Genomic DNA, 22,323 nt, shown 5'->3' on the forward strand with positions numbered 1-22,323 from the left:
CAAGTAGCTGTGTCCCCTATTGCTGACAAATTCACGGGCCTGGGTCAGCTGGTGGCCCGCTACGGATTGGTACTCGTGCTGGCCTGGATCGGGTTCGGCAAGTACGTGAAGATGGAATCCAGGGTCCTGATCGAAAACAGTCCGTTGCTGAGCTGGATTTACGACTTCGCCAGTGCTACGACCGTCGCGCGAATGCTGGGAACGACGGAAATCGTTGCGGCGCTGCTGATTGCGATTGTTCCCTGGTCGCCCAAGTTGTCCGCGGTCGGCAGTGCCCTGGCCGTCGTACTGTTCCTGGGAACAGTGAGTTTCCTGTTCACCACGCCGGGTTTGTTCGCCACTCACGCCGCGGGACTCCCCGTCTTGACCGCACAACCAGGTCAGTTCCTGCTCAAAGACGTGGTGCTGCTTGGCGTCGCGATCTGGACGCTCGGTGATGCATTGCGACGCCGCTCGCTCAGCCCGTCGAGTACCCAGGTGGCCCACTCGATCTCATGCTGTGTCCAGCGCAGCCCCTGTTCCAGCGCGGCTCGGGCGAAGAACGCGTCGTCGTCGACGGACCAGTCGTAGGAGTCAAGCATTTCCGCATAGCGGGCGTGCTCTTCTTCAGCCACAGCCAGCAGTGACTTCAGGTACTCCCGCGCCTGGGCGGGCTCGAGTTGGCCAAGAAGGAAAACCCGCAGGATGGCAGCGTTGCGGATCGGCGGGTCCTCCTGCGGCGAGGTCATCCACCGACGCAACTCGGCACGCCCGGCATCGGTGATCGCATATTCCTTGCGCCCCCGCGGGCCGACGTCCGAAACCTCGATCAGGCCCGCAGTCGCCAGCTTGTTGAGCTCCCCGTACAGCTGGCTCTGGGTCGCGGGCCACATGTTGTCCATCGACTCTTTGAACCGTTTCAGCAGGTCATATCCGCTTCCGGGTTCTTGGGACAACAGCCCCAGGGCGGCATGTCGTAGGCTCACCGCCCGATCATAACCTTCCACGATTGACATGTCATTAGTCTCATGTCACTATCGACCTGTCTAAATTGGAATGTGATGATCGGAGCCGTGATGACGCAACCAGTTCCCGGTGATGCCCGGCCGTCCGCTGACCAGGTCAAGGATTCGCGTCGCAGCCTTGGAGGCCTCCTCGACGGGTTCCTGAAGTCGCCGTTCTCCGGCATCGCGCCGTGGGCATTGCTGTCGATCCTGTCCGCCCCGGGCCGCTTCGAGCTTGCGGTGGCGTCCGCGTTGGCCTTCTCGATACTGGTGTTGATCGTCGGACTTCTGCGTGGGATCAAAGTCCACCTGCTGGAGACGTTCGGCGCGGTGTTCTTCGGGGCGATGGCCGTCGTCGGCCTGTTCGCCAGCGAGAACGTAATACGCTTCCTCGAACTGTGGGCCGGGGAGCTGACCAATATCTCGCTTGCCGCGTTCGCCTGGTTCACACTGCTGATCCGTCGGCCGTTCACCATGGCCTACGCGAAAGAAAGCACCCCGCAAGAGCATTGGAACAGTCCGCTGTTCATCCGCATCAACAACGTGATTTCTGCAGTGTGGGCGAGCGCTTTCACCTTCGCAGCGGCCGTGGGCTTCTTCGGCGACCTGGTGCTGCGGGACGCCGGCAACTTCTGGACCGGCTGGATATTGCAGCTGGCGGCGATTTTCTTCGCGGTCGCCTTCACCGAGTTCTATCCCGACTACGCATCGGCAATGTTCGACCTGGACAACGGAGAGCCGGCTCAGGTGCCCTCAATCCTGCAGACGATCGACTGGTTGCCCACCTTCGTCATCGTCACTGGCATCGCGGGGATGGTCACTGACTCCCTGGGTTTGTGGCTCGGTATCGGGTTGATCGTCGCCGGGAGCGTGGCATCGGGCATCCTCGCCAAGCTCGCCGCCGCCAGGCAGTAGCCGGGGCCCGCTCGCGGGCGCGGACCGCGCAAACACCCCGGGCCTGACGAGTCAGGACTGGCAAGTAACGGCAAGCACGGCGTCGGCGAACTCCGGTCGGCACACCACCAGGTCAGGCAGCTTAGGGTCGGGCTGGTTGTAGGCCAAGGGGGATCCGTCGATGCGGGAAGTGTGCAGACCGGCGGCCCGCGCGACCGCTACCGGCGCGGCCGAGTCCCACTCGAACTGACCTCCGGCGTGGACGTACACATCGGAGCGACCCTGCACGATCGACGCGACTTTGGCTCCGGCCGAACCCATTTCGACCAGAATGCCGTCCAGCGCGTCCCGCACGGCCAGCGCGATAGCCGGGGGGCGAGTGCGCGACACCACGATCCGTGGTTTGTCGGGCGTGGCCGGCGGCGACTGCACCGCGGGTGTCGCCAGGGTGATGCCCTGTGCCGGCAGGGCGACCGCACCGGCGACGAGTTCGCCCGCCTGCCACAGGGCGACGTGCACCGCCCAGTCGTCGCGCCCGGATTCAGAGAACTCCCGCGTGCCGTCGAGCGGATCGACGATCCACACCCGTTCGGACCGTAGCCGCACCGGATCATCAGCGCCCTCCTCCGACAGCACCGCGTCTTCACGTCGCTCGGCGCCCAGCGCTTCCATCAGAAAGTCATGAGACCGCTTGTCCCCCGCGGCTTTCCGCTCACCCGGGTCGGCATCGGCGAACTCCAGACGGACATCGAGCAGCAGCCGGCCCGCGTCGGTGGCCAGTCGCGCGGCCAGCTCATGGTCAGTCATGGGAATAGTTAAACAAATCGACTCATAGCCCGAACTGGTCGTCGATGATGCCCAACCAGATCTGCGCGCAGTCCATAGCCACTTTTTCGCTGATGAAGGCGTGCTGGGTGCCGGTGTACAGGTCGCGGAAGGCGCGTTCGAGGCGGCTGCCCTCACGGATCGAGCTGGTGCCGGCTACCAGGTGGGCCCACTCCGCGCACTCGCGAGCGGTGTCGGTGGCAAAGACGGCAGCCGCGCGCATGTCCGCGCGCAGGGTCGGGTTGAGATCCTCCCCCGCGGCCACCGCGGCTTCGGCGGTGCTGAATGCGTCCAGCACCAGCAACCGTGCGGCACGCCACGCCGCAACGTGGTGTGCCAGGCCTTTCTGGAAGGTTGGGCGGCTGGCCAGCGACGCCATGTCGCTCATCCGGAACTTTGTCGCGGCTAGTTCGGCGACGTCGTCGAGCATGCTTTTGGCAACGCCGAGCGCCCACGAGGCGTGACCGGCTGCGGTCACCGGCATCAGTCCCATCCGCGTGGCCGGAGACGTCCCGCGACGGGGCTCTCGGGTGAACAACCCGAACGTCCGGGCAGCGGGTACGAACACGTTCTCCGCGCTGTAGTCGTACGAGCCGGTACCTTTGAGCCCCTGCACGTGCCAGCCGTCGTTGAATTGGATCTGGTCGCGCGGAATTACGGCCACCTGCATGTCCGGAATACCCTCGCTGATCCAACGCATCTCGCCGTTGTCCATCGGAAAGAATCCCGCCGCGACGTACTCGGAGTGGCCGACCCCCGAACCGAAGTTCCACGACCCACTCAGTTGGTAGCCACCCTCGACGACGGTCCCCTGCCCGTTCGGAAAGAATTGCCCACCCATGGTGACGTGGTTGTCGTTAGCGGTGAACACCTCGGCAAAACCGTCGTCAGTGAGGTAGGTGGCGGCCGCAAACCGCGACGGCAGATTGGCGATGCCCACCCACCCGAAAGAGCCATCCTGCCAAGCCATTTCGATCCAAGCTTCGATCATCTCGGCCAGCGATGGCTCGATGCCACCCGCCTCGGTGGGGCTCAACGCCGTCATCAAACCGCTGGCCCACATCTCGTCGACGATCGCGTGGGTCAACGTGCGGTTCTGCTCGGATTGGGCCGCCTCGGCGCGCACCAGATCGCGCATACCGCGGGCCAGTGAAACGACCTGTTCGCTCTTCACCGACGTCATGTGATTCCTATCGCAGCTCACCCGCCATTGGGCCTGGACATCGAACCGAACAGTACGCCGCAGGTTTCGCCCACTGGACATTCGGCTACCCGACCCGGAGCCCTGTGCTTGACCGCGCCTGACTTGAACCTGCCATGAAAACTGATCCTGGAAACACCGCAAGCCGCCTCGCTGACGCGGCGCTGTCGGAGTCGACGCTCCTCGGCGGGCGATACGAACTCGGTCCGGTGCTGGGTCGCGGCGGGATGGCCGAGGTGCGCGAGGGGTGGGACGGGAAGCTGCGCCGCAAGGTAGCGATCAAACTGCTCAGCCCACTAGACGAAACACGGCCGGAGAATCGGCTGCGGTTCGAGACGGAAGCGCGCGCCGCCGCGGCACTGAGCAGCCAGCACATTGTGGTTGTCCATGATGTGGGAGAGCACCACGGGGTGCCCTACATCGTGATGGAGCGGTTGCCGGGCGAGTCCCTGGCCGACCACATCGCTCGGGGCCCGTTACCTCAAGCGTTCGTCCAGTCGGTCCTTGAAGACGTACTCGAGGCTCTTGCCGTCGCCCATCACGCCGGCATCGTGCACCGCGATGTCAAACCGGGCAACGTGCTCTTCACCGCGACAGGCGAAGCCAAGCTCGCGGATTTCGGCATCGCCAAGACCAGCGGCGGCGTGCAGACCATGACCGGCGAAATCGTGGGCAGCATGGCCTATCTGAGCGCGGACCGGCTGACAGGCAAACCCGCCACACCCGCCGATGACCTGTATGCCCTGGGCGTGGTCGGCTACGAGGCCCTGACCGGACGCCGGCCGTTCCCGCAAACCCAACTCGGCCCGTTGGCGCAGGCGATCATGCACGAATCGCCGGTGCCGATCGCCGCCCTGCGGCCGGATGTGTGGCCACATCTTGCCGCGGTGATCGAGCAGGCGATGGCCCGCGGGCCGGCGCAGCGATTCCATCACGCTGTGCAGATGCGCGCCGCGCTCGGCAGTCCCGGCCCGGCATCTCCGCCGGCTCCGAACCCCACGCGGGCGATGACGGCGCCGTTGCCGGCCAAGGGCACCCGCGCTTTCGTAGCGCCGCCACTCGATGCGACTTTCGTGGGGCCGCCACTTGACGCGCCGACCTCGCGGCGTGGGTTGTGGGCGGCGGCGCTGATCGCCACTTTCCTGGTGGCTGTCCTGCTGATCGTCTTCATCCAGCCGTTCTCGACTCCCCCGCCGTCGCCGGCCGGCACCACTGCGCCCTTGGCGCCCACACCACCACCGCCCACCACAACCGTGGCACCCGCGACCACGGTCGCCAGCATCCCGGAGCCAGCACCACCGCCGCGCGGCGGGCCCCCGGGTAAGCACGGCAAGAAACCCAAAGGCGGAAAAGGCGATTGATCAGTCGGGCAGGCCGAACAGCTTGACGACGCCGTGATCGCGTCCGGCTGTGTAGCCGCCGTCAACCGCGATCGCCTGACCGGTGACGAATGACGCGTCCGGAGAAACCAGGAACGCCGCCATCGCCGCGATCTCCTCCGGGCGCCCGAGTCGCTGCAAGGCGTGCTCCTTGGTGATCGAGTCCAGCGGGCCGTCCATGCCCGGCAGCGCGAACACGGACTTGAGCATCGGTGTTTCGATGAAACCCGGGCAGATGGTGTTCGCCCGTATCCCGCTGGGACCGTAGTCGAGCGCAATGTTCTTGGTCAGCAACACAACTCCGCCTTTGGCGGCGTTGTACGAACTGCCGCCCGCGGTGCCTTCCAGCCCTTCGACACTGGCCAGCGTGACAATGGAGCCGCGTTCGCCGTCGACCCGAGGCTGCTCGATCATCTTTGCCAGCGCGGCTTTTGCGACCAGGAAGGTGGCGGTCAGGTTGATTCCGATGACTCGGTCCCACTCGGCTTGCGGGAGCAGGTGTACCGGGCCGCCGCCCGCGACCCCGGCGGAATGAACGACCCCGTCCACACGCTCCGGCACCGCACGGAACACCGCGCTCACAGCGGCCTCGTCGGTGACGTCGGCTGTGACGAAGTGGAATCGAGGGCCGAGGTCGGGCGGTGCGGCCAGGTCGGCGCCGATCACCGTGCCGCCATCGTCCAGCAGGCGCTCAACGGTGGCCAGGCCGATGCCCGAAGCCGCGCCGGTCACCACGAACGTGCGCCCCTTGGCGCGGGTCACGCTCAGCTCTCCAGCGCCTTGGCGCAGGCCGCCAGGATCGCCATAAAATTCCACCGCAGCAATGGACGGCTGACCCGCTCCATCGCCTTGCCGCCGGAGTACCGGGGATGGGTGTAGTTGGTCACCCAGTCCACGTGGGTTCCATTTCCGGACGGGGTGAAGGTCAGCGTGCCTCCGTCATGTTTGAAGGCGGGAACGGAGCGGACAATCAAATACGAGTATTTGTGTGGCCGGTCGTAGGCGGTGATGTTCTCGCGGAACCACATGCCGGTCCCGAGCACGACGCGGACGGCCCCTTTCCCCGGGGGCGGCGAGTCCTTGGCCCAGCCGGATTTGATGACCAGCGGCGCCCCGGTCAGACTCGCCGGATCCGCTAGCCAGTCGAAGACCTTTTCCACTGGCGCCGCGATGGTTCGCTCGATGTGAATCTCGACCATGAGATCTCCTCCTGCGGTGCGCGTACCTGTGCATGTTAGACCGCGCCGGAATTGCCGCAACGAACGCGGAATACGTCGGCCACCGATGGACGGGTCGTTGTCCGGCGTACAGTTGCGGGGACCATGAAAACTGTCGCTATCACGGGTGCAACAGCGGGAATTGGTCGCGCCACGGCCCTTCGTTTCGATCGCGCCGGTTACCGCGTGGCCGCCTATGGTCGCAACCAACAGGCTCTCGACGAGCTGCGCGCGCAGTTGCGGCCGGAGGCCGTTGTCGACTCCCTCGAGGTGCAGGACGCCGATGGCTGGGCTACCCGGCTCGCCGAGTTGGCCGAGCACACCGAAGGCCAGCTCGACGTGCTGATCAACAACGCCGGCATTCTCAGTTCAGGCCGGTTCGCAGACATTTCTTTGCAGGATCAGCGCCGCATCATCGACGTCAACGTCGGCGGTGCACTCAACGGTTGCCATTCGGCCTACCCGTACCTTCGCGCGACGCCTAACGCACAAGTCATCAACGTGTGTTCGGCGTCGGCAATGTACGGACAGGCGGAGCTGGCGACCTATTCGGCATCCAAGTTCGCGATCCGCGGACTCACCGAGGCACTCGAAATAGAGTGGGCCGCAGACGATATCAGAGTGTGTGCGGTGTGGCCGCTGTTCGTCGATACGGGCATGGTGGACGGCGTGGATACCGGTAGCACGCGCACGATGGGTGTCTCACTGTCCGCCGACGACGTGGCCGAGGCGATCTTGAAAGTCGCACGCGGCCGGCCGCGGTTGCCACACGGCCCGCATTTCGCCGTTGGCGGACAGGGCAAAGCGCTGATGACGATCGCCAACGTCGCCCCACCCTGGGTGCTGCGAGAGATCAACCGCCGGGCCACCGGATCCTGATCACGCACTCCTAGCGCGCGAGCTGGTGCAACGGATTGGACCGCTCCAGCATCCCGAATGTCTCTTCACCGTCCCAGCGGTAGCGCACGCCGGCCTGTTGCAGCGCCGGGAAGTCGGACATCTCCTGCTTGAGCGCCTGCATGGAATACATGTCGTCGTTGTGGTGAATGTCGTGGGTGCAGAAGACCGTTTCACCTTCGATTCCGATCTGTCCCTCAGCCGTTTCCAGGACCAGCGAGACATCCTCGGCTCCCGATTGCAGTCGGGTGAGCCACGGTGCCTGCACTGCCCGCGCCGGGATCAGTGAGCCGTCACCGGTGAAGACGAAACCCTCGTTGTAGGTGGGTTGACCGTCGGGTCGCGGCGGGTAGGCGATGTAGCCGAAGGCGCGTCCGCTGGGAAACACCGCAGACTGCCAGCTGTGTCCCGAAAAGCCGCTCAACTTGCGCACCCCTTGCCGCCGGATACGCAATCCGCTTCCCGTGAAATGCTTTTCGGCACTACCCGCGATATTGATACACCCGGTCGCGGTGAACAATTGTTCGTAGCGTGGACCGCCCATGATCTTGCCGACCGATGTCTTCAGTTGCAGCGCCGCGTCGGTTTGCAACGAACCCTGCACCCAGGGCGGAACCACCATCGTGGCGTCGACACGAAAACCGATGTCTATCAATGGCCCGTCGGCACGGCCCTCGGCCAGGTCGCCCGCCGAAGTCTGCACCGCCGGCCCGTCGTAACTCATCGTCCAACTCTTGAATGGCTCGACGCACCGGAATCCCAGACCTCCCGCGCCCAGCACCGTCGGTAAACCGGTGTCGTCCTGCGCCGGCCAGGACGGCCCATTGGCCCGCAGCCGATACACCCGGCCATCTGGGAGCGCGACGTTGACCTGGATGTCATGGGCATCCCAGTTTGCCGCGACCGCCTCGATCCCGACACGCGGCAGGCCGATCTCCCCCCGGTCGTCGAGAACCCAGAAACTGACCGAATCCCGCATCTCGGGGTCGTCGGGTCGTTGGCGGAACACCAATTCACGGGTGGGGTCGATACCGCCGGTGAGGTCAACGGCCATGTGGCTCCTTCGTCCAGTTGCGTGCGGCGGCAACGTATTCGGCGAACAGCGGGCGAACCTGTTCGATGTCGATGCCGAATGCCTGCGGGTCTGCGTGCGAGGCGGGTTCGCGTTCGGCGGCCGCTTCCGTCCACCAACTGCGCATCCGTGCCGCGAACTGCGCACCGACCGGCAACCCGAGCCACTCGTACAGACCGGTGACCTCACCGATCGGATCACGCTGCATGGCGATGAAATCTATGTCGTAGCAACGATCTTCGGCGCGCCGCGGCGGAATTGCAGGGCGCGCCGCATCCCTTCCGACCAGTGTTCGACGTTCAGCCGGCCAATGTATTTGCGGTCGACGTCGTCGGAGAACGAGCCGATGATGTCGGCATACAGGTCTGCGACCGACAGGATCACGTCAGTGGGGTCTCGATGCGTCATCACGAACCGGGCGTCGGGGAACACCGCGTCGAGTGCATCGAGCCACAATACGTGCGAGGGACATTTCAGTCGCCAGGTGCGGTGCGGTTCGCCGAATTGCAGTAGCTTCATCACCCGCCGCTGGTAACGGTAGGTCGATGTCAGATCCGCGGATTCCAGCAACCAGGTTGAGTACGTGGGGATTTCGGCGAATGACTGAAACAGGTGCGACTTGAAGTCCAGTGCCATCAGCTCGTGGCATTCCATCGGGCCATGCGTCGCGGCAGGCACGTGATAGCGCGTGCCCACCATCTCGCCCTTGTCGGCAGGAATCCAGGGATCGGTACCCCGCACCGTCGACGGCGGCGGGCACGGTTGAGAGGACTCCCACCGACGCAGATACCGGGCGTCGGGATCCTGGGCAAGCAGCATCGACAGCGCCGTCGAACCGGTCCGCGGGAGCCCGAGCCCGATCAACGGCGCAGTGATGGGCACGTCGTCGATTTCTGAGTGCCGGCGGTACCAGTCTTCAACCTGCAGTCGCTGCGCGAGATATCCGACGATGCGCCCCTGCAGGAACGCCTCGCCGCGCTCGTTCAGCCGCGCCTCGTTCTGCAGCGCGGACAGCAGCATCTGCAAGCCTTCGCGGAACGAATCCTCGCCGAAATCCGTCAGGCCGGTCTGTGCGCTTGCCTGATCCATCACCTGATCGATGGTTGGCACATGCCGACGATAGAGTCCCCGGAGCCGCCCGGTAAGACCAAACAGAGATTCAGCGGCAACAATGTCCCTATGACCACCGAATCTCTAGTTCAGCGCGACTCCACGCGGACCTCTGCCTACCGCATCGGAGTGGGCCTGCTCGGCATCGGCACCCTGCACTTCCTGGCACCCAAGCCCTTCGACGGCATCATCCCAGCCGAGCTGCCGTTCAGCGCGCGGTTCTACACCTACGCTTCGGGAGTCGCTGAGCTGGTCATCGGAGCGTTGCTGCTGCCGCGACGCACTCGGCGAGCCGCTGCCGCAGCGGCCGTCGCGCTGTTCATCGGGGTGTATCCCGGGAACATCAACATGGTTCGGCTGTGGTGGGACAAGCAGTGGTACATGAAGGCGATTGCGCTGGCGCGGCTGCCAATGCAGATCCCGATGATCGCCACCGCGATCAAGATCTACCGCAACAGCTGAACTAATTGCTTGGCTCAGCCCGGCCCCCCGGAGGGCGTTGTCGCCGGGCGAAGCGGCGAGCCGACGCGGTGCAGCGTGCCGTCGGGGTCGACATAGGCGAATTCGCGTAGTCCGTACGGCGTGTCCTGCGGCGCGTGGAAGCGGCCGCCGAGGCCGTCCAGCGCTTTCCACTCGGCGTAGAGCGCGTCGGCGTCGCTGACGTAGAGGTACACGCTGGACGCGGTGCGCAGCGGGTCGTGCTCGGCCCATTCCGTCAGGTGCATCTGGACGAGGCCGCGGTCGACGAAGCCGTATCGTTCCGGGCCTTCGTAACCGCGGACGTCGAAGCCGAGGCGACGGTACCGCTCGAGGGCGGCGTCGAGGTCGAGCACCGGCACGATCGGGGCCACCGAGCTGAAGTCGATTCCGCGCACGGATGCAGTCTGTCACGCCGGTGCCGCGCCCCCTGCCCCAAACCCACTGGTTCCAAGAATCCGTCAAGGATCCTCCAAGCGGTTGGCGCGAGCGTGTGCATTGGTAACAACGGGGCAAAAGCGACGAATCAAAAGCATCACGGTGGCTAACCCAGCAGGGGCCGGCTTGGTCGTCGAAGAGGGACAGACATGACCGACACCGCGCACGACGAGGCGATCATCGCCCGCAACGGGCTCACCGGGCTAACACCACTGCTCGACGCACTGGCCGCGGTCGCGATGCGCGGTGAGACCCCGGACCCCGAATTACTCGCGCGCGTTGCCGCGGCACAGCCGTTGTTGGCTGCTTTGGCGCTGGAACCCAACGACGGAGAACCCTATTCGCGGTCGGTACTGCGGGTAGACGATCAAGTCGAAATCATGCTGGCCCGCTGGCGGCCGGGCCACAGCTGCGCGCCGCACGACCACGGCGGCTCCGGCGGATTCGTCATCGCGGTGGAGGGCGACTTCCACGAACGTCGATTCGACTGGAGTGCAACGGAACTGGTAGTCGCGGAGTCACACACGCGACGGCAAGGCACCGCGATCGCGATCACGCCCGAGGACATCCACGACATGGCCGCCGAGTCGAACGGCCTCACGTTGCACCTGTACAGTCCCCCGCCCGGCAGCATGCGGGTATTCGATCTGCAGTGCGGCCAGGCGCTCGAACTCGTCGGCGACTTCGGTGCCTGGATTCCGCACGGGGAGCACCCGCGCGTACCCTTCAGCGCGATCGCACCCAAACCCGCACAGAAACCCGTCATCTGGATCGCACACACCACTCACTACCGCGGTGGTTCGGCCGAATTCGCGGTCGCGGCACAGACAATGGGACTGGAACTGGCTGCCGCGCACCCCGATGCGGAAGTAATCGTCTCCGGTCTGCACCGCAAGGCCGATTTCGAGGCTGAACTCGCGCGCCTCACCCGCTCCGGGCGGGTGATCGACCAACTCCACCTGATCAGCCATGCCGGCATGTATGGACCGATGTTCGGTTCCACCGACTGGCCCGAACAGTTCTCGCCGCACGAATGGCGAGCTATGGCGATCCCCTTCGCCACGGGGGGCCAGGCTTATTTCCACGCGTGCCGGACGGCCCGATGGTTCACACCGTTCTTCGCCGATGTGTTCGGCGTCGCCGCTTTCGGCAACCAGAACTACACCACCGTGTCCACTCGTAAGGACCGGTTTGCGTGGGCGGGCCGTCATCCGACGGCTCGCCCGAAGCTTTACCTGATTGCCACACCGGGCAAGAAGTCACACGGTTGGGCCGGCAGCGTGCGCAAGTATCTCGGCTGCACCGCCGATCCGATGGTGCAAAGCCTTCCCGCGGCGACCCACCCGGAACGGTCCTACGACCGCGTGGCCGAACTCTATGACCGCGCCTACGCCGACATCCGGGTCCGTGAAGCCGAATGGCGATGGATAGCGAGTCGCTTGGCCGGTTTGCACGCCGAGCTCGGCCGCAGACTTCGTGTGCTCGAAATCGGTTGTGGCAACGGAGCTTTGCTGCGAGCGCTGGACGACCAAGGTGCCATCGACTTCGCCGTCGGAATGGACAGTTCCAACGGCATGCTCGCCCGAGCACGCGAACGCAACCGCGACCGCCCGCGGCTGCGATTCGGCAAGGTCAACGGGCCCGCATTGGATGTTCCCGACGACCACGTCGACGTGGTGATCTCCTTCCTGTCGTTCCGCTACCTGGACTGGGACCCCGTCATGGCCGAAATTCGTCGCGTTCTCGCCCCCGGCGGCCAGCTGTGGGTGGTCGACATGGTGGAGCGACCGGTGCGGTTGCGCGACCTACCCGTTCTGGCGCGTTCGGCTGTCGCGCACCTACGGACGCGACGCACCCGCCCTCAATTCGCCCACGACCTCGCCGCATTGACAGAGCATCCAGCCTGGCGAGACATGCTGCAAAACAACCCTATTCGTGCCGAACACGAATACCGCTGGTATTTCGGCAGCCGCTTCCCGGGTGCCGAGCTCGAGACGTTGACGACAACCACGTCCGCGCGGGTAGTGGCCTTCGACTCCGGGCCCTTGACCAAGGGGCAGACCGCCCCGCTCTCCTACCCGTGATGGCCGCGCCAGACGCCCGGCTGGGCATCGTCGACTGGGGCATCGGAGGGGTGGGCTTGGTCAACGCCCTGGATCGGCTGGCGCCCGGGTTACCGCTGCTCTATTGGTCGGACGCGGGGGTCACACCCTACGGCCGGATGAGCGCCGACGAGTTGACCGACCGCCTGCTGACCGTGGTCACCGATCTCGCCGAGCGCGGTGCCACCGAGGTCGTGCTGGCCTGCAACGCGGCCAGCACCGTGGTGGGACGGTTGGAGTCGGCTCCGGTTCCTGTCGAGGGCATCATCACCCACGGGTTAGCCTCCGTCCCAGAAGAACTCGCGTCCGTCGGAGTCGCCGGCGGACTGCGCACCATCGAGGCCGGCCATTACCGGCGCGGGTTGGCCCGACCTGGACGGACGGTGCTGAGTCGAGTTGCGCAGCCGTTGTCTGCGCACATCGAGGCCGGCCGCGCAGGTTCTGCGCAGTTCCTCCAGGACCTCGGCGATATCGTCGCGCCGCTACGCCAAGTCGACGCCCTGGTGTTGGCCTGCACGCACTACCCTGCCGCGCGGAGGTGGTTCGCCGAGGCGTTGCCGAACGCGCTGCTGATCGACCCGGCAGAACACCTGGCAGCCGCAATCGCTTACCGGCATCCGCAAGCACAGTCGGCGACGCAGCCGGCCGCGCGCGTATTCCTCACCACGGGAAGTCCAGCAAGGATGCGGCGCGGCGCCGCCCGCGCCTGGGGGACGGTACTGACGGCTGCGGCGATACGGCGAGTCGGGTCGCGTGCCGGTAACCGGGCGGGCCACCTCCGGCACGCCGGCTGAGACACGTTGAGTGTGCGTTTCAGGACTTGTCGCCGAGCGTGACAGTGGCTTCACGTTCGACGCCGAACGTGACCGTGGCTTCGCGCTCGCGGTAAGGCTGGCCGTCGTCGTGGTCAGCTATCGGGTCGGGAAGCTGACCCACTTTGCCTGCGCGTGGCATGGCAGGGTTACGTACGTGGCCAACACTTCTGAAACAGACCTCGAAACAGATCTACGCGAGATCGCCGTCGAAGCCGGGACGTTGCGTTACTACGATGCCGGTGACGCGCAATCCCCTACGCTCTTGTTCCTGCACGGGTCCGGACCCGGCGTAACCGGCTGGCGCAACTTCCGCGGGATCCTTCCCACGTTCGCCGAGCACTTCCGTTGTCTGATCCTGGAATTCCCGGGTTTCGGCGTCACTGACGATTTCGGTGGCCACCCGATGGTCACCGCGCAAGGCGCGGTGAGGCCCTTCCTGGATGCACTCGGAGTGGATCGGGCGCACATTGTCGGCAACTCTATGGGCGGCGGTGTCGGCCTGAATTTCGCCATCCGGCACCCGGACCGCATCGGTCGCCTGGTGACGATCGGCGGAATCGGCACCAACACTTTCAGTCCTGGTCCCAGCGAGGGCATCCGACTGCTGCAGGAGTTCACCGAGGACCCCACCCGGCAACGCCTCGTCGACTGGCTGAAGTCGATGGTTTACGACCAGTCCCGAGTCACCGAGGAACTCATCGAGGAACGCTGGCGGCTGGCGACCGATCCGGAGACGTTGGCGGCGGCACGCCGAATGTACGGCAAGGCCGCGTATTCGGCGATGATGGCCGCGATGGCTGCCGCCGACCGGCCGATGCCGTGGGCGGTAATGCACAAGGTTATGGCCCCCACACTGCTGACCTGGGGACGCGATGACAGGGTGAGCCCGCTCGACATGGCGATCATCCCGATGCGCACCATCCCGAACGCCGAACTGCACGTGTTCCCCAATTGCGGGCACTGGGCGATGATCGAGGCCAAAGACGCCTTCGAGAGCACCGTCCTGGCGTTTTTGACCCGCGACTAGACCGCGCCCGCGAGACGCTTCGCGACGGTCGGTTGATAATCCCGGGCTCTCAAGTCGTCTTCTGCGTCAGACCGGCGTCGACGACGAGTTGGGTACCGGTGATGTAGCGGGCCTGTTCGGAGGCGAGGAACACCACAGCATTGGCGATGTCGACCGGCTCGACCCACGGCACTGGCAGCAGGTTGCGTGCCCGCAGCACTTCGGCCGCGTCCTCGGCAGTCGGGTTGTCCAGATCGGGCCGCAAGCGGCGGAATGTCTTGTCGTTGAGCACCATTGGCGTCGCCACGGCCCCTGGATGCACCGTGTTGACCCGAATGCCGCGGGGTCCCAGCTCATTGGCCAGCGATCGGGCCAACCCCACCAACGCATGCTTGCTCGCCGTGTAGTGGGCCGCGTTCGCCGTGCCGCGTAGCCCGCTGGTTGAGCTGATGATGACCACCGACCCGCCGTCCGTACCGATCTGCGGCACCCCCGCCCGCACGGTGTGCCACACCCCGGTGAGGTTGATATCCATGGTGCGTTGCCAATCCCGTGGGTCGAGTTCCCAGGTGGGCGCGCCTGGTGTGTGAATTCCAGCATTCGCAATGATGACGTCCAGGCGGCCGAGTTGTTCGACGCCGGCAGCGACGGCGGTAGTGACCGCATCCAGATCCGCGACGTCTGCCACTCCGGTCACGCAGCGCTGGCCGCGCTGTCCGATTTCGGTTGCCAGCGAAGTCAGTTCGTCAGCTGCCTCAGGAAAGTCGACGGCGATCACGTCGGCGCCTTCGTCGGCAAATCGCTGGCAGTGCACCCGCCCGGTGCCGCGGGCAGCGCCGGTGACCAGCACGACCTTGTCGCGCAGGCCTGTCAGCATGACTTCTGGATCAGGTCGAATCCCTTGTATTCCGCGTCGGCGACCTCGGCGCAGATCCCGTTGTAGGTGGCGAAGCCGCCGACGAACAACATGAAACCCCTTGGCTTTCCCGGGACGTTGGCGCCCATGTACCACGAATTGGCCTTCGTGAACAGGGTCGCTTCGGCGAGACGGGCGCATTCGGCACCCCACGCGTCCACACTGTCGGTACGGGCCTCGATCGCCGCATATTGATGGTCGTCGAGATACTTGATGGTCCTCGCCACCCAATTCACCTGCGCCTCAGCGTGTAACACCATGTTGGCGAGCACGGCGGGCGCTCCGGGACCCGATATCACGAACAAGTTGGGAAATTCGTCGATGCCCAGGCCCAGATAGGTGCGTGGGCCGTGGGCCCAATGATCCCGCAGGGCGACACCGTTGCGGCCGGCAATGTCGATCTTGGCCAGCGCTCCGGTCAAAGCATCGAAACCCGTTGCCAGTACGATCATGTCGAGGTCGTAGTGCGCATCGGTGGTGTTTATTCCGGTGCGGTCGACGGATTGGATCGGAGTAGTCCGCACGCTCACCAACGTCACATTGGGTTTGTTGAATGTCTGAAAGTAGTTGCTGTCGGTGCAGATTCGCTTGGTGCCGATCGGATGGTCATTCGGGATCAACAGGTCGGCGACTGCCGGATCGTCGATCACCGCGCGAATTTTCTCTTCGTAGAACTTGCGGGCCTCCTCGTTGGCGGCCGGATCGATCATCTGATCGGGAAAGGTCTTGGAGTACAGCACCCCACCTAGCTGCCAGCGCTTTTCGAAGGCGGCACGCCGCTCTTCGGGACTGAATTCCATTGCCGGCCTGGCTGCGGTGATGTGTGGCGACCCGCCCCCGCTGCGCCAGGACAGTCGACGTCGCTCGGCATAGCCGACCTTGATTTCGTCCAGTTCCTCGGGCGAGAGTGGTTTGTTGCCGGCGGGCACGCTGAAGTTCGGGGTGCGTTGGAACACGTAGAGCTGGGAGGCTTGCTCTGCGATGATCGGAATCGATTGGATGCCTGAGGATCCGGTGCCGATAACGGCGACGCGTTTACCGGTGAAATCGACCGGTTCGTGCGGCCATCGAGCCGTGTGCAGAATCTCGCCCTCGAACATGTCCAGACCGCTGAAGTCGGGTATCAACGCGTCCGACAACGGGCCGGTGGCCATCAGCACGAAGCGCGCCGTCAATCTCTGACCGGTGTCGGCGGTGATTGTCCAGCGCAGGGCCGCCTCGTCGAAAACCGCTGAGGTTACGCGCGTATTGAACGAGATATCGCGGCGCAGGTCCAGTTCGTCGGCGACCCAGTTCAGGTACCGCAGGATTTCGGCCTGGGTCGCGTATTTCTCCGTCCAATCCCAGCGCTGTTGCAATTCCTCGGAAAACGAATAGCAGTAGTCAACGCTTTCCACGTCGCAGCGGGCGCCGGGATAACGGTTGTAGTACCAGGTGCCACCAAGTTCCGGCGCTGCCTCGATCACACGCACGGAGAGCCCTTGGCCACGCAGCTTGTGCAGGGCATACAGACCGGCGAACCCGGCGCCGACCACCACTACGTCCAGACTCTTCACAACCACCCACGGTAGGACCTCGAGGGCGGCGAACCCAACCCCCTCCCGTTGACCGGACCGGGGGGGCGTTTCGTCCGCTCACCGGGATCGCCGACGAGGAGGCACGCCGAGTGGAGTAAACACATTGACAGGCCCACACACGTTAGGACGACAACATGAGCGAGCGGGTACTCGATCGAGTCGTGGCCATGGCGGATCAGCTGCGCGAGCAGGCCGCCGAAGCGGAGCGCATCGGACGACTCACCGACGAGACGGTCAAGATGATGAAGGCGGCCGGTTTGATCCGGTTGCTGCAGACCAAGCAATACCAGGGCTTTGAGGTGCATCCCCGGGAGTTCGCGGAGACGACGATGGCGACGGCCGCCCTGGATCCGGCCGCCGGCTGGATCGTCGGCGTGGTCGGGGTGCATCCTTACCAGCTGGCATATGCGGACCCGAAGGTCGCCGCCGAGATCTGGGCTGAGGACGTCGACACGTGGATGGCGTCCCCCTATGCGCCGCAGGGTGTCGCGCGGCCGGTGGACGGCGGCTACGTCTTCAACGGGCGCTGGCAGTTCAGCTCGGGCACCGATCATTGCGACTGGATCATCCTGGGCGCCATGCGGGCCGACACCGAGGGCGTCCCGCTGATGCCGCCGCAGATGCTGCACATGATCTTGCCGCGCAAGGACTACGAAATCGTCGACGACTCCTGGAATGTGGTGGGACTACGGGGAACCGGCTCCAAGGACGTCATCGTCAAAGACGCGTTCGTCCCGACCTACCGAACGATGGACGCGACCAAGGTGATGGACGGCACGGCGCAGCGCGAGGCCGGCATGACCAAGCCGCTCTACCTGATGCCGTGGTCGACGATGTTCCCGCTGGGCATCTCCGCGGCAACCATCGGCATAGCCGAGGGCGCGTTGGCCGCGCACCTGGATTACCAGCGGGAGCGCGTCGGCGCCACCGGCACGGCGATCAAAGACGACCCGTACGTTATGTATGCCATCGGTGAGGCCGCGGCCGACATCAACGCGGCACGTCAGGAGCTGCTGGCCAACGCCGACCGTATCTATGACATGGTCGCCGCCGGCAAGGAAGTGTCGTTCGCGGACCGGGCGGCCGGGCGGCGCACCCAGATCCGCGCGGTGTGGCGGGCGGTGTCGGCGGTCGACGAGATCTTCGCCCGTTCGGGGGGCAATGCCTCCCGAATGGACAAGCCGTTGCAGCGTTATTGGCGCGATGTGCACGTCGGCCAGATGCATGCCATCCACGTTCCGGGCTCCACCTACCATGCGTCGGCTTTGAGCTCGTTCGGTGCGGAGCCGCCAATGGGGCCGTTGCGGGCCCTGATCTAGGAGACGGCTATGGGTGATTTGAAAAGCCTTGGCTACATCACCGTTTCGACGAGCGACATCGAACGGTGGCGGCACTTCGCGTTCGGGGTGCTGGGTTTCGCGCAGGGCAAGGGAACCGACAGTTCGGCGCTGTATCTGCGGATGGACGAACGCGCGGCCCGCATCATCGTCGTTCCGGGCGAGACCGACCGGGTGATGACGGTCGGCTGGGAAGTGCGCGACCGTGCCGCGCTGCAGCGCGTCAAGGCCAGCCTGGACGGTGCCGGCGTGACCTTCAAAGAACTCTCCCAGCAGGACGCCGACGACCGCCGCGTCGAAGAGGTGATCACTTTCCAGGACCCGGCCGGCATCACCCTCGAGGTGTTCCACGGTGCGGTGCTCGATCACAGCCCGGTGATCACTCCCTTCGGAGCGAAGTTCGTAACCGGTGATCAGGGCCTGGGCCATGTCGTCGTGCCCGCCATGGATCCTGCCGGAGCGTTCGACTTCTACACCGAGGTGCTGGGTTTTCGTTCCCGCGGCGCGTTCCGGGTGCCGGCCCCGCCGGAGTTCGGCCCCATCCGGGTTCGGTTCCTCGGCATCAACGCTAGGCACCACAGCCTGGCTATCTGCCCGGCCATGCATCAACGCGACCCTGGGCTGGTACACGTCATGGTGGAGGTGGACAGCCTAGACGCGGTCGGACAGGCGCTGGATCGGGTCAACGCCGAAGGAATTCAGTTGTCCTCCACACTGGGCCGGCACACGAACGACAAGATGGTCTCGTTCTACGTCCGCACCCCGGGCGACTGGGACATCGAGTTCGGTACCGACGGGATGCGGGTCGACGAAAACCATTACACCGCAGAGGAAATCACTGCGGACAGCTACTGGGGCCATCAGTGGGTCGGAGAAATGCCAGCGGCCATGCGGCCCTGAGGCGCGCCCTCGGCGGTAGGTGGCAACTCACCTCCGCGAACAGACGCAGGATCGCACCGCAACGCGGACTTTTGCGCGATTCTGCGTCTGCTCGCGCGGGATCGGTGACAGCACGCCCGTCGGTGTGATATTCCTAATAGGAATATTGCAGCCAGATAGGCTGAGTTCTTGGAGGACCGATGCCAGCGACCGCGTCCGCGCTACCCGAAGCGACCACCCCCAGTGCCGTCATCGACCGGATCTCGCTGGTCCTCGATGCTTTCGAAGGGCCTGGACGGCTGACGTTGGCGCAGATCGTGCGCCGCACCGGCCTGCCGCGGTCATCGGCGCACCGGATGCTGGAACGCCTGGTACAGCTGCGCTGGCTGCGGCGCAACGGACGTGACTATGAGCTCGGCATGCGTCTGGTCGAACTGGGATCGCTGGCGGTACATCAGGACCGCCTGGTGCGCGCAGCTAAGCCCTTATTGGGTGATTTGCACCGGGCCACAGGGCTTGTCATCCATCTCGCAGTGCTGGACGGATCAGACGTTGTCTATCTCGACAAGATCGGCGATCGACTGGTCGCCCCGATTCCGACCAGGGTGGGCGGCCGTGAACCGGCGCACTGCGCGGCGGTCGGCAAGGCCATGCTCGCCTACCGGGACGACCGGGAGCCGATAGACCTGACCACTCGCAAGACCAAGTACTCCATCGCCTCTGCGGCACAGCTGAGAGCCGAACTGGCCAGGATCCGCGACCACGGTTTTGCGTTCGACCGGGAGGAATCGCTTCTTGGATTCGGTTGCGTCGCAGCACCGATCGGTGGACCCGGAGATGCTGTGGCCGCGGTATCGGTGTGTGGTCCAATGAGCCGCATGATGTTCGATCAACGACTGGTCGCGCCGGTGCGCATGACCGCGATGAATATTTGGCGCAACGTTGAGGACGGCCGGGTTGCGCCGACACTGCAGCCGACGAGGCCGCTGCTTCGATACGCGTGAAGCTCGATCCACAGATCGCGCCGTTGATCGAAGAGCTGGACGCCGGCTTCCCGCTCGTGCACACGATGACCGGTGCGCAAGCCAGGGCGGTGATCCGCGACCGGTTCGTGCCGGCCTTCGCGCCCGAGCCTGTCGCCGAGGTTCGTGAGGCGGTCGTCCCCGGAACGGGAGGCGACATCCCGGTGCGCATCTACTGCCCTGACGGTGACGATCTGCCGGTGTTGGTGTACGCACACGGCGGCGGTTTCGTATTCTGCGACCTGGACAGTCACGACGGCCTGTGCCGCAGTCTCGCCAATAGCGTTCCTGCCGTTGTCGTTTCGGTCGGGTACCGGCTGGCGCCGGAGCATCGCTGGCCCGCCGCGGCCGACGATGTCTACGCGGTGATCGAGTCGGCGGCGGCCGGCGCGTTCGGCGGCGATTGCAGCCGCATTGCCGTCGGGCGGTGACAGCGCCGGTGGGAATCTGGCCGCCGTGACCGCATTGATGGCCCGCGACCGCAACGGGCCGGTGCTCTCGGCGCAACTGCTCATCTACCCGGTGATCGCCGCTGACTTCACCACCGGTTCCTATAGCTTGTTCGGCCGCGGCTACTACAACCCAAAGCCCGCTATGCAGTGGTATTGGGACCAGTATGTGCCTCGCCTGAAGGATCGCACACATCCCTACGCATCACCGTTGCATGCCGATTTGCGTGCCTTACCGCCCGCTGTTCTGGTGGTCGCCGGGCATGACCCGTTGCGCGACGAAGCGCTCGCATACGCCGCGGCCCTCGATGCGGCCGCGGTACCCGTGACGCTGCTTCGATTCGACGGCGGTATACATGGCTTTATGAGCATGCCTCTACTGGACATCGCTCGGGAAGCGCGTGACCGAGCGAGTGCGGCGCTTGGCTCGGCGCTGGGGCCGCTCGATGCCTGACGGCGAAGTCTTCGTGATCGACCGGGTGGTGACCCGACCCGGCCATGCTCGGCGGTTCGTGGACTCCTATCTCGCCGAGTACGCCCCAGGCGCGCGGGAACGCGGCATGACGCTGCGCGACGTTCTGGTGAGCCCGCCCATCTGGTTCGACGACGCGGTCAACACGATCACGATCACTTGGACGCTGCCCAGCGTGCAGGCGTGGTGGGAGATGACGTGGCAGGGCCGTCCGGATCCGGGTTTGGCCGAATGGTGGTCGCGGATCAGCGAATTGGTGGTGGAACGGTCGCGGTCGTTCGCCGCGGCGGCAGATGACGTGGATGATCTGTGCGATGTATAGCGTCATCAGGTTGCTCGACGTGCACGAATCAGAACGCGATCGAATACTTCGCGATCTGCGTGCGGTTGCGGCGGGCTCACCGTATTCGATCGTGCAACCGACGATGCCGGGTTCGCGCTACGGCGGTGACATTCTCGCTCATCTGCGTTTCGGTTCGAAAGGCGAATGGCGTTCGCTCGCTTTAGATTTCGACGCGGTAATCGAGGACTCCGCGGTGACGCGGGTCGACGGCGCCAACTACGCGGGTAGCCCGCTGCGCACGGACATCACCAGCGGCACGGTGTATCGCACGCTGCTCTTGCGGGTGTCCCCCGGCGCTGCCACCGAGACGATCGCCCGCTTCGAGGACGAACTCCGGTCGATGGCGGACTACGTAAACACAATCACCGCTTGGCAGTTGAGTCGCGTCGATGAGTCCGTCGGGACCTCGCCGTGGACGCATGTTTTCGAGCAGGGGTTCACCGACGTCGATGGTCTGGTGGGCCAATACATGATGCATCCGATCCACTGGGCGGTGGTGGATCGTTGGTTTGACCCCGAATGTCCCGAGGTAATTGTGCGGGATCGGGTGTGTCACAGCTTCTGCGTGCTGCCCGACACCGCAAACTGGGACAATCTTCCTGCGGCCGAGTAAGCGAAATCTGTTGCCTTGTGGGAACTTCTTGTTCGGTGGCGCTCAGTACTATTCGGGGGTATACCGTCGAGCACGCGTTAAGAAATCGTCGAGGTCTTCGAAGCGCTCGAGGCCGAGTTGGATCGGTTGTGTGAGTTGTCTTTTGACGCGTTCACCACCCCTGAGCGGTTGCGTGCTCTGGAACGTTTGGAGCGGGTGAGCCGCCGGTTGCTTACACCCCAGCATGCCGTCATCAATGAGGTTGCCGCACAAGCCAGCAACGAAGAGCTGGGCGGCACCCTAAGCTCAGCGTTTCGAGG

Annotated in this window: 22 protein-coding genes and 3 pseudogenes; 14 read left to right on the forward strand and 11 right to left on the reverse strand. The window is 64.9% G+C overall.

From position 1 onward, the window contains the following. Positions 1-18: 18 nt before the first annotated feature. Positions 19-444, forward strand: a pseudogene (locus tag A5636_RS25160) (DUF417 family protein); the annotation flags it as partial. On the opposite strand, the gene A5636_RS01445 reads toward A5636_RS25160, so the two are convergent. After that, positions 381-965 (reverse strand): PadR family transcriptional regulator, encoded by a 585-nt coding sequence (locus tag A5636_RS01445; protein ID WP_065157153.1) that lies wholly within the window; start codon positions 963-965, stop codon positions 381-383. The pseudogene A5636_RS25160 and the gene A5636_RS01445 overlap by 64 nt on opposite strands. Before the next feature lie 90 nt (positions 966-1,055). On the opposite strand from A5636_RS01445, the gene A5636_RS01450 reads away from it, so the two are divergent. Beyond that, entirely contained in the window at positions 1,056-1,898 is an 843-nt protein-coding gene (locus A5636_RS01450; protein ID WP_253900446.1) for a hypothetical protein, read from the forward strand. Positions 1,899-1,949: 51 nt separating this feature from the next. Here A5636_RS01450 and A5636_RS01455 read toward each other — a convergent pair whose 3' ends face one another. After that, on the reverse strand, positions 1,950-2,684 hold the full coding sequence (locus A5636_RS01455) for a 3'(2'),5'-bisphosphate nucleotidase CysQ (RefSeq protein ID WP_065156928.1): 735 nt from the start codon (positions 2,682-2,684) through the stop codon (positions 1,950-1,952). 22 nt (positions 2,685-2,706) lie between these two features. Further along, complete coding sequence (locus A5636_RS01460; protein ID WP_065156929.1) at positions 2,707-3,885, reverse strand: acyl-CoA dehydrogenase family protein; 1,179 nt, start codon at positions 3,883-3,885, stop codon at positions 2,707-2,709. A gap of 134 nt (positions 3,886-4,019) precedes the next feature. On the opposite strand from A5636_RS01460, the gene A5636_RS01465 reads away from it, so the two are divergent. Beyond that, complete coding sequence (locus A5636_RS01465; protein ID WP_081287533.1) at positions 4,020-5,264, forward strand: serine/threonine-protein kinase; 1,245 nt, start codon at positions 4,020-4,022, stop codon at positions 5,262-5,264. On the opposite strand, the gene A5636_RS01470 is transcribed toward A5636_RS01465, so the two are convergent. Both A5636_RS01470 and A5636_RS01475 read right to left on the reverse strand, forming a co-directional pair. Then, positions 5,265-6,044 (reverse strand): SDR family NAD(P)-dependent oxidoreductase, encoded by a 780-nt coding sequence (locus tag A5636_RS01470; RefSeq protein ID WP_437339784.1) that lies wholly within the window; start codon positions 6,042-6,044, stop codon positions 5,265-5,267. Between the two features lie 2 nt (positions 6,045-6,046). After that, the gene (locus A5636_RS01475; RefSeq protein WP_065156930.1) at positions 6,047-6,481 is read right to left on the reverse strand and encodes an SRPBCC family protein; all 435 of its coding nucleotides are present in this window, start codon (positions 6,479-6,481) and stop codon (positions 6,047-6,049) included. A gap of 123 nt (positions 6,482-6,604) precedes the next feature. Between A5636_RS01475 and A5636_RS01480 the strand changes: the two genes are divergently transcribed. Continuing rightward, positions 6,605-7,378 carry an SDR family oxidoreductase gene (locus tag A5636_RS01480; protein ID WP_065156931.1) on the forward strand — a complete coding sequence of 258 codons (774 nt, stop codon included), beginning with the start codon at positions 6,605-6,607 and terminating at the stop codon, positions 7,376-7,378. 10 nt (positions 7,379-7,388) lie between these two features. Here A5636_RS01480 and A5636_RS01485 read toward each other — a convergent pair whose 3' ends face one another. Then, on the reverse strand, positions 7,389-8,450 hold the full coding sequence (locus tag A5636_RS01485; RefSeq protein ID WP_065156932.1) for a hypothetical protein: 1,062 nt from the start codon (positions 8,448-8,450) through the stop codon (positions 7,389-7,391). Then, positions 8,440-9,557 (reverse strand): annotated as a pseudogene (locus A5636_RS01490) (sulfotransferase family protein). The gene A5636_RS01485 and the pseudogene A5636_RS01490 overlap by 11 nt, the downstream one beginning before the upstream one ends. A gap of 90 nt (positions 9,558-9,647) precedes the next feature. On the opposite strand from A5636_RS01490, the gene A5636_RS01495 reads away from it, so the two are divergent. Then, complete coding sequence (locus tag A5636_RS01495; RefSeq protein WP_065157157.1) at positions 9,648-10,040, forward strand: DoxX family protein; 393 nt, start codon at positions 9,648-9,650, stop codon at positions 10,038-10,040. Positions 10,041-10,054: 14 nt separating this feature from the next. On the opposite strand, the gene A5636_RS01500 is transcribed toward A5636_RS01495, so the two are convergent. Next, the gene (locus A5636_RS01500) at positions 10,055-10,444 is read right to left on the reverse strand and encodes a bleomycin resistance protein (RefSeq protein WP_065157158.1); all 390 of its coding nucleotides are present in this window, start codon (positions 10,442-10,444) and stop codon (positions 10,055-10,057) included. 198 nt (positions 10,445-10,642) lie between these two features. Between A5636_RS01500 and A5636_RS01505 the strand changes: the two genes are divergently transcribed. Together A5636_RS01505 and A5636_RS01510 are read left to right on the forward strand one after the other, a co-directional pair. Next, positions 10,643-12,577 (forward strand): methyltransferase domain-containing protein, encoded by a 1,935-nt coding sequence (locus A5636_RS01505; RefSeq protein WP_065156933.1) that lies wholly within the window; start codon positions 10,643-10,645, stop codon positions 12,575-12,577. Beyond that, the gene (locus A5636_RS01510; protein WP_065156934.1) at positions 12,577-13,389 is read left to right on the forward strand and encodes a glutamate racemase; all 813 of its coding nucleotides are present in this window, start codon (positions 12,577-12,579) and stop codon (positions 13,387-13,389) included. The genes A5636_RS01505 and A5636_RS01510 overlap by 1 nt, the downstream gene beginning before the upstream one ends. Positions 13,390-13,408: 19 nt before the next feature. Here the strand turns inward: A5636_RS01510 and A5636_RS25930 are convergent, their stop codons facing one another. Further along, positions 13,409-13,549 (reverse strand): hypothetical protein, encoded by a 141-nt coding sequence (locus A5636_RS25930; protein WP_155763492.1) that lies wholly within the window; start codon positions 13,547-13,549, stop codon positions 13,409-13,411. A gap of 15 nt (positions 13,550-13,564) precedes the next feature. Here A5636_RS25930 and A5636_RS01515 point away from each other — a divergent pair, with 15 nt between their 5' ends. After that, positions 13,565-14,437 (forward strand): alpha/beta fold hydrolase, encoded by an 873-nt coding sequence (locus A5636_RS01515; RefSeq protein WP_065156935.1) that lies wholly within the window; start codon positions 13,565-13,567, stop codon positions 14,435-14,437. 49 nt (positions 14,438-14,486) lie between these two features. Here A5636_RS01515 and A5636_RS01520 read toward each other — a convergent pair whose 3' ends face one another. Both A5636_RS01520 and A5636_RS01525 read right to left on the reverse strand, forming a co-directional pair. Beyond that, positions 14,487-15,290, reverse strand: a complete 804-nt coding sequence (locus A5636_RS01520; protein ID WP_081287554.1) for a mycofactocin-coupled SDR family oxidoreductase — start codon at positions 15,288-15,290, stop codon at positions 14,487-14,489. Continuing rightward, positions 15,287-16,894: a flavin-containing monooxygenase gene (locus A5636_RS01525; protein WP_065156937.1), complete on the reverse strand. Its 1,608-nt coding sequence runs from the start codon at positions 16,892-16,894 to the stop codon at positions 15,287-15,289. The genes A5636_RS01520 and A5636_RS01525 overlap by 4 nt, the downstream gene beginning before the upstream one ends. A 149-nt stretch (positions 16,895-17,043) precedes the next feature. On the opposite strand from A5636_RS01525, the gene A5636_RS01530 reads away from it, so the two are divergent. The 6 genes and pseudogenes from A5636_RS01530 (at position 17,044) to A5636_RS01555 (ending at position 22,024) form a co-directional block, all read left to right on the forward strand. Beyond that, positions 17,044-18,228 carry an acyl-CoA dehydrogenase family protein gene (locus tag A5636_RS01530; RefSeq protein WP_065156938.1) on the forward strand — a complete coding sequence of 395 codons (1,185 nt, stop codon included), beginning with the start codon at positions 17,044-17,046 and terminating at the stop codon, positions 18,226-18,228. A gap of 9 nt (positions 18,229-18,237) precedes the next feature. Beyond that, on the forward strand, positions 18,238-19,146 hold the full coding sequence (gene bphC / locus A5636_RS01535; RefSeq protein ID WP_065156939.1) for a biphenyl-2,3-diol 1,2-dioxygenase: 909 nt from the start codon (positions 18,238-18,240) through the stop codon (positions 19,144-19,146). 179 nt (positions 19,147-19,325) lie between these two features. Continuing rightward, entirely contained in the window at positions 19,326-20,129 is an 804-nt protein-coding gene (locus tag A5636_RS01540) for an IclR family transcriptional regulator (RefSeq protein WP_065156940.1), read from the forward strand. Continuing rightward, positions 20,126-21,050: pseudogene (locus A5636_RS01545) on the forward strand (alpha/beta hydrolase). Before A5636_RS01540 ends, A5636_RS01545 begins: the two are co-directional and overlap by 4 nt. Beyond that, positions 21,043-21,390 (forward strand): hypothetical protein, encoded by a 348-nt coding sequence (locus tag A5636_RS01550; RefSeq protein WP_065156941.1) that lies wholly within the window; start codon positions 21,043-21,045, stop codon positions 21,388-21,390. The pseudogene A5636_RS01545 and the gene A5636_RS01550 overlap by 8 nt, the downstream one beginning before the upstream one ends. Then, entirely contained in the window at positions 21,383-22,024 is a 642-nt protein-coding gene (locus A5636_RS01555; protein WP_065156942.1) for a Dabb family protein, read from the forward strand. Before A5636_RS01550 ends, A5636_RS01555 begins: the two co-directional genes overlap by 8 nt. The last annotated feature ends 299 nt before the right edge of the window (positions 22,025-22,323 follow it).

Source organism: Mycobacterium asiaticum (assembly GCF_001673315.1).
GTDB lineage: Bacteria > Actinomycetota > Actinomycetes > Mycobacteriales > Mycobacteriaceae > Mycobacterium > Mycobacterium asiaticum_B.

Coding starts and splice junctions, on each gene's coding strand:
- A5636_RS01450 (WP_253900446.1), top strand. CDS start 1,056: ATGACGCAACCAGTTCCCGGTGATGCCCGGCCGTCCGCTGACCAGGTC.
- A5636_RS01455 (WP_065156928.1), bottom strand. CDS start 2,684: ATGACTGACCATGAGCTGGCCGCGCGACTGGCCACCGACGCGGGCCGG.
- A5636_RS01460 (WP_065156929.1), bottom strand. CDS start 3,885: ATGACGTCGGTGAAGAGCGAACAGGTCGTTTCACTGGCCCGCGGTATG.
- A5636_RS01465 (WP_081287533.1), top strand. CDS start 4,020: ATGAAAACTGATCCTGGAAACACCGCAAGCCGCCTCGCTGACGCGGCG.
- A5636_RS01475 (WP_065156930.1), bottom strand. CDS start 6,481: ATGGTCGAGATTCACATCGAGCGAACCATCGCGGCGCCAGTGGAAAAG.
- A5636_RS01480 (WP_065156931.1), top strand. CDS start 6,605: ATGAAAACTGTCGCTATCACGGGTGCAACAGCGGGAATTGGTCGCGCC.
- A5636_RS01485 (WP_065156932.1), bottom strand. CDS start 8,450: ATGGCCGTTGACCTCACCGGCGGTATCGACCCCACCCGTGAATTGGTG.
- A5636_RS01495 (WP_065157157.1), top strand. CDS start 9,648: ATGACCACCGAATCTCTAGTTCAGCGCGACTCCACGCGGACCTCTGCC.
- A5636_RS01505 (WP_065156933.1), top strand. CDS start 10,643: ATGACCGACACCGCGCACGACGAGGCGATCATCGCCCGCAACGGGCTC.
- A5636_RS01510 (WP_065156934.1), top strand. CDS start 12,577: ATGGCCGCGCCAGACGCCCGGCTGGGCATCGTCGACTGGGGCATCGGA.
- A5636_RS25930 (WP_155763492.1), bottom strand. CDS start 13,549: ATGCCACGCGCAGGCAAAGTGGGTCAGCTTCCCGACCCGATAGCTGAC.
- A5636_RS01530 (WP_065156938.1), top strand. CDS start 17,044: ATGAGCGAGCGGGTACTCGATCGAGTCGTGGCCATGGCGGATCAGCTG.
- bphC (WP_065156939.1), top strand. CDS start 18,238: ATGGGTGATTTGAAAAGCCTTGGCTACATCACCGTTTCGACGAGCGAC.
- A5636_RS01540 (WP_065156940.1), top strand. CDS start 19,326: ATGCCAGCGACCGCGTCCGCGCTACCCGAAGCGACCACCCCCAGTGCC.
- A5636_RS01550 (WP_065156941.1), top strand. CDS start 21,043: ATGCCTGACGGCGAAGTCTTCGTGATCGACCGGGTGGTGACCCGACCC.
- A5636_RS01555 (WP_065156942.1), top strand. CDS start 21,383: ATGTATAGCGTCATCAGGTTGCTCGACGTGCACGAATCAGAACGCGAT.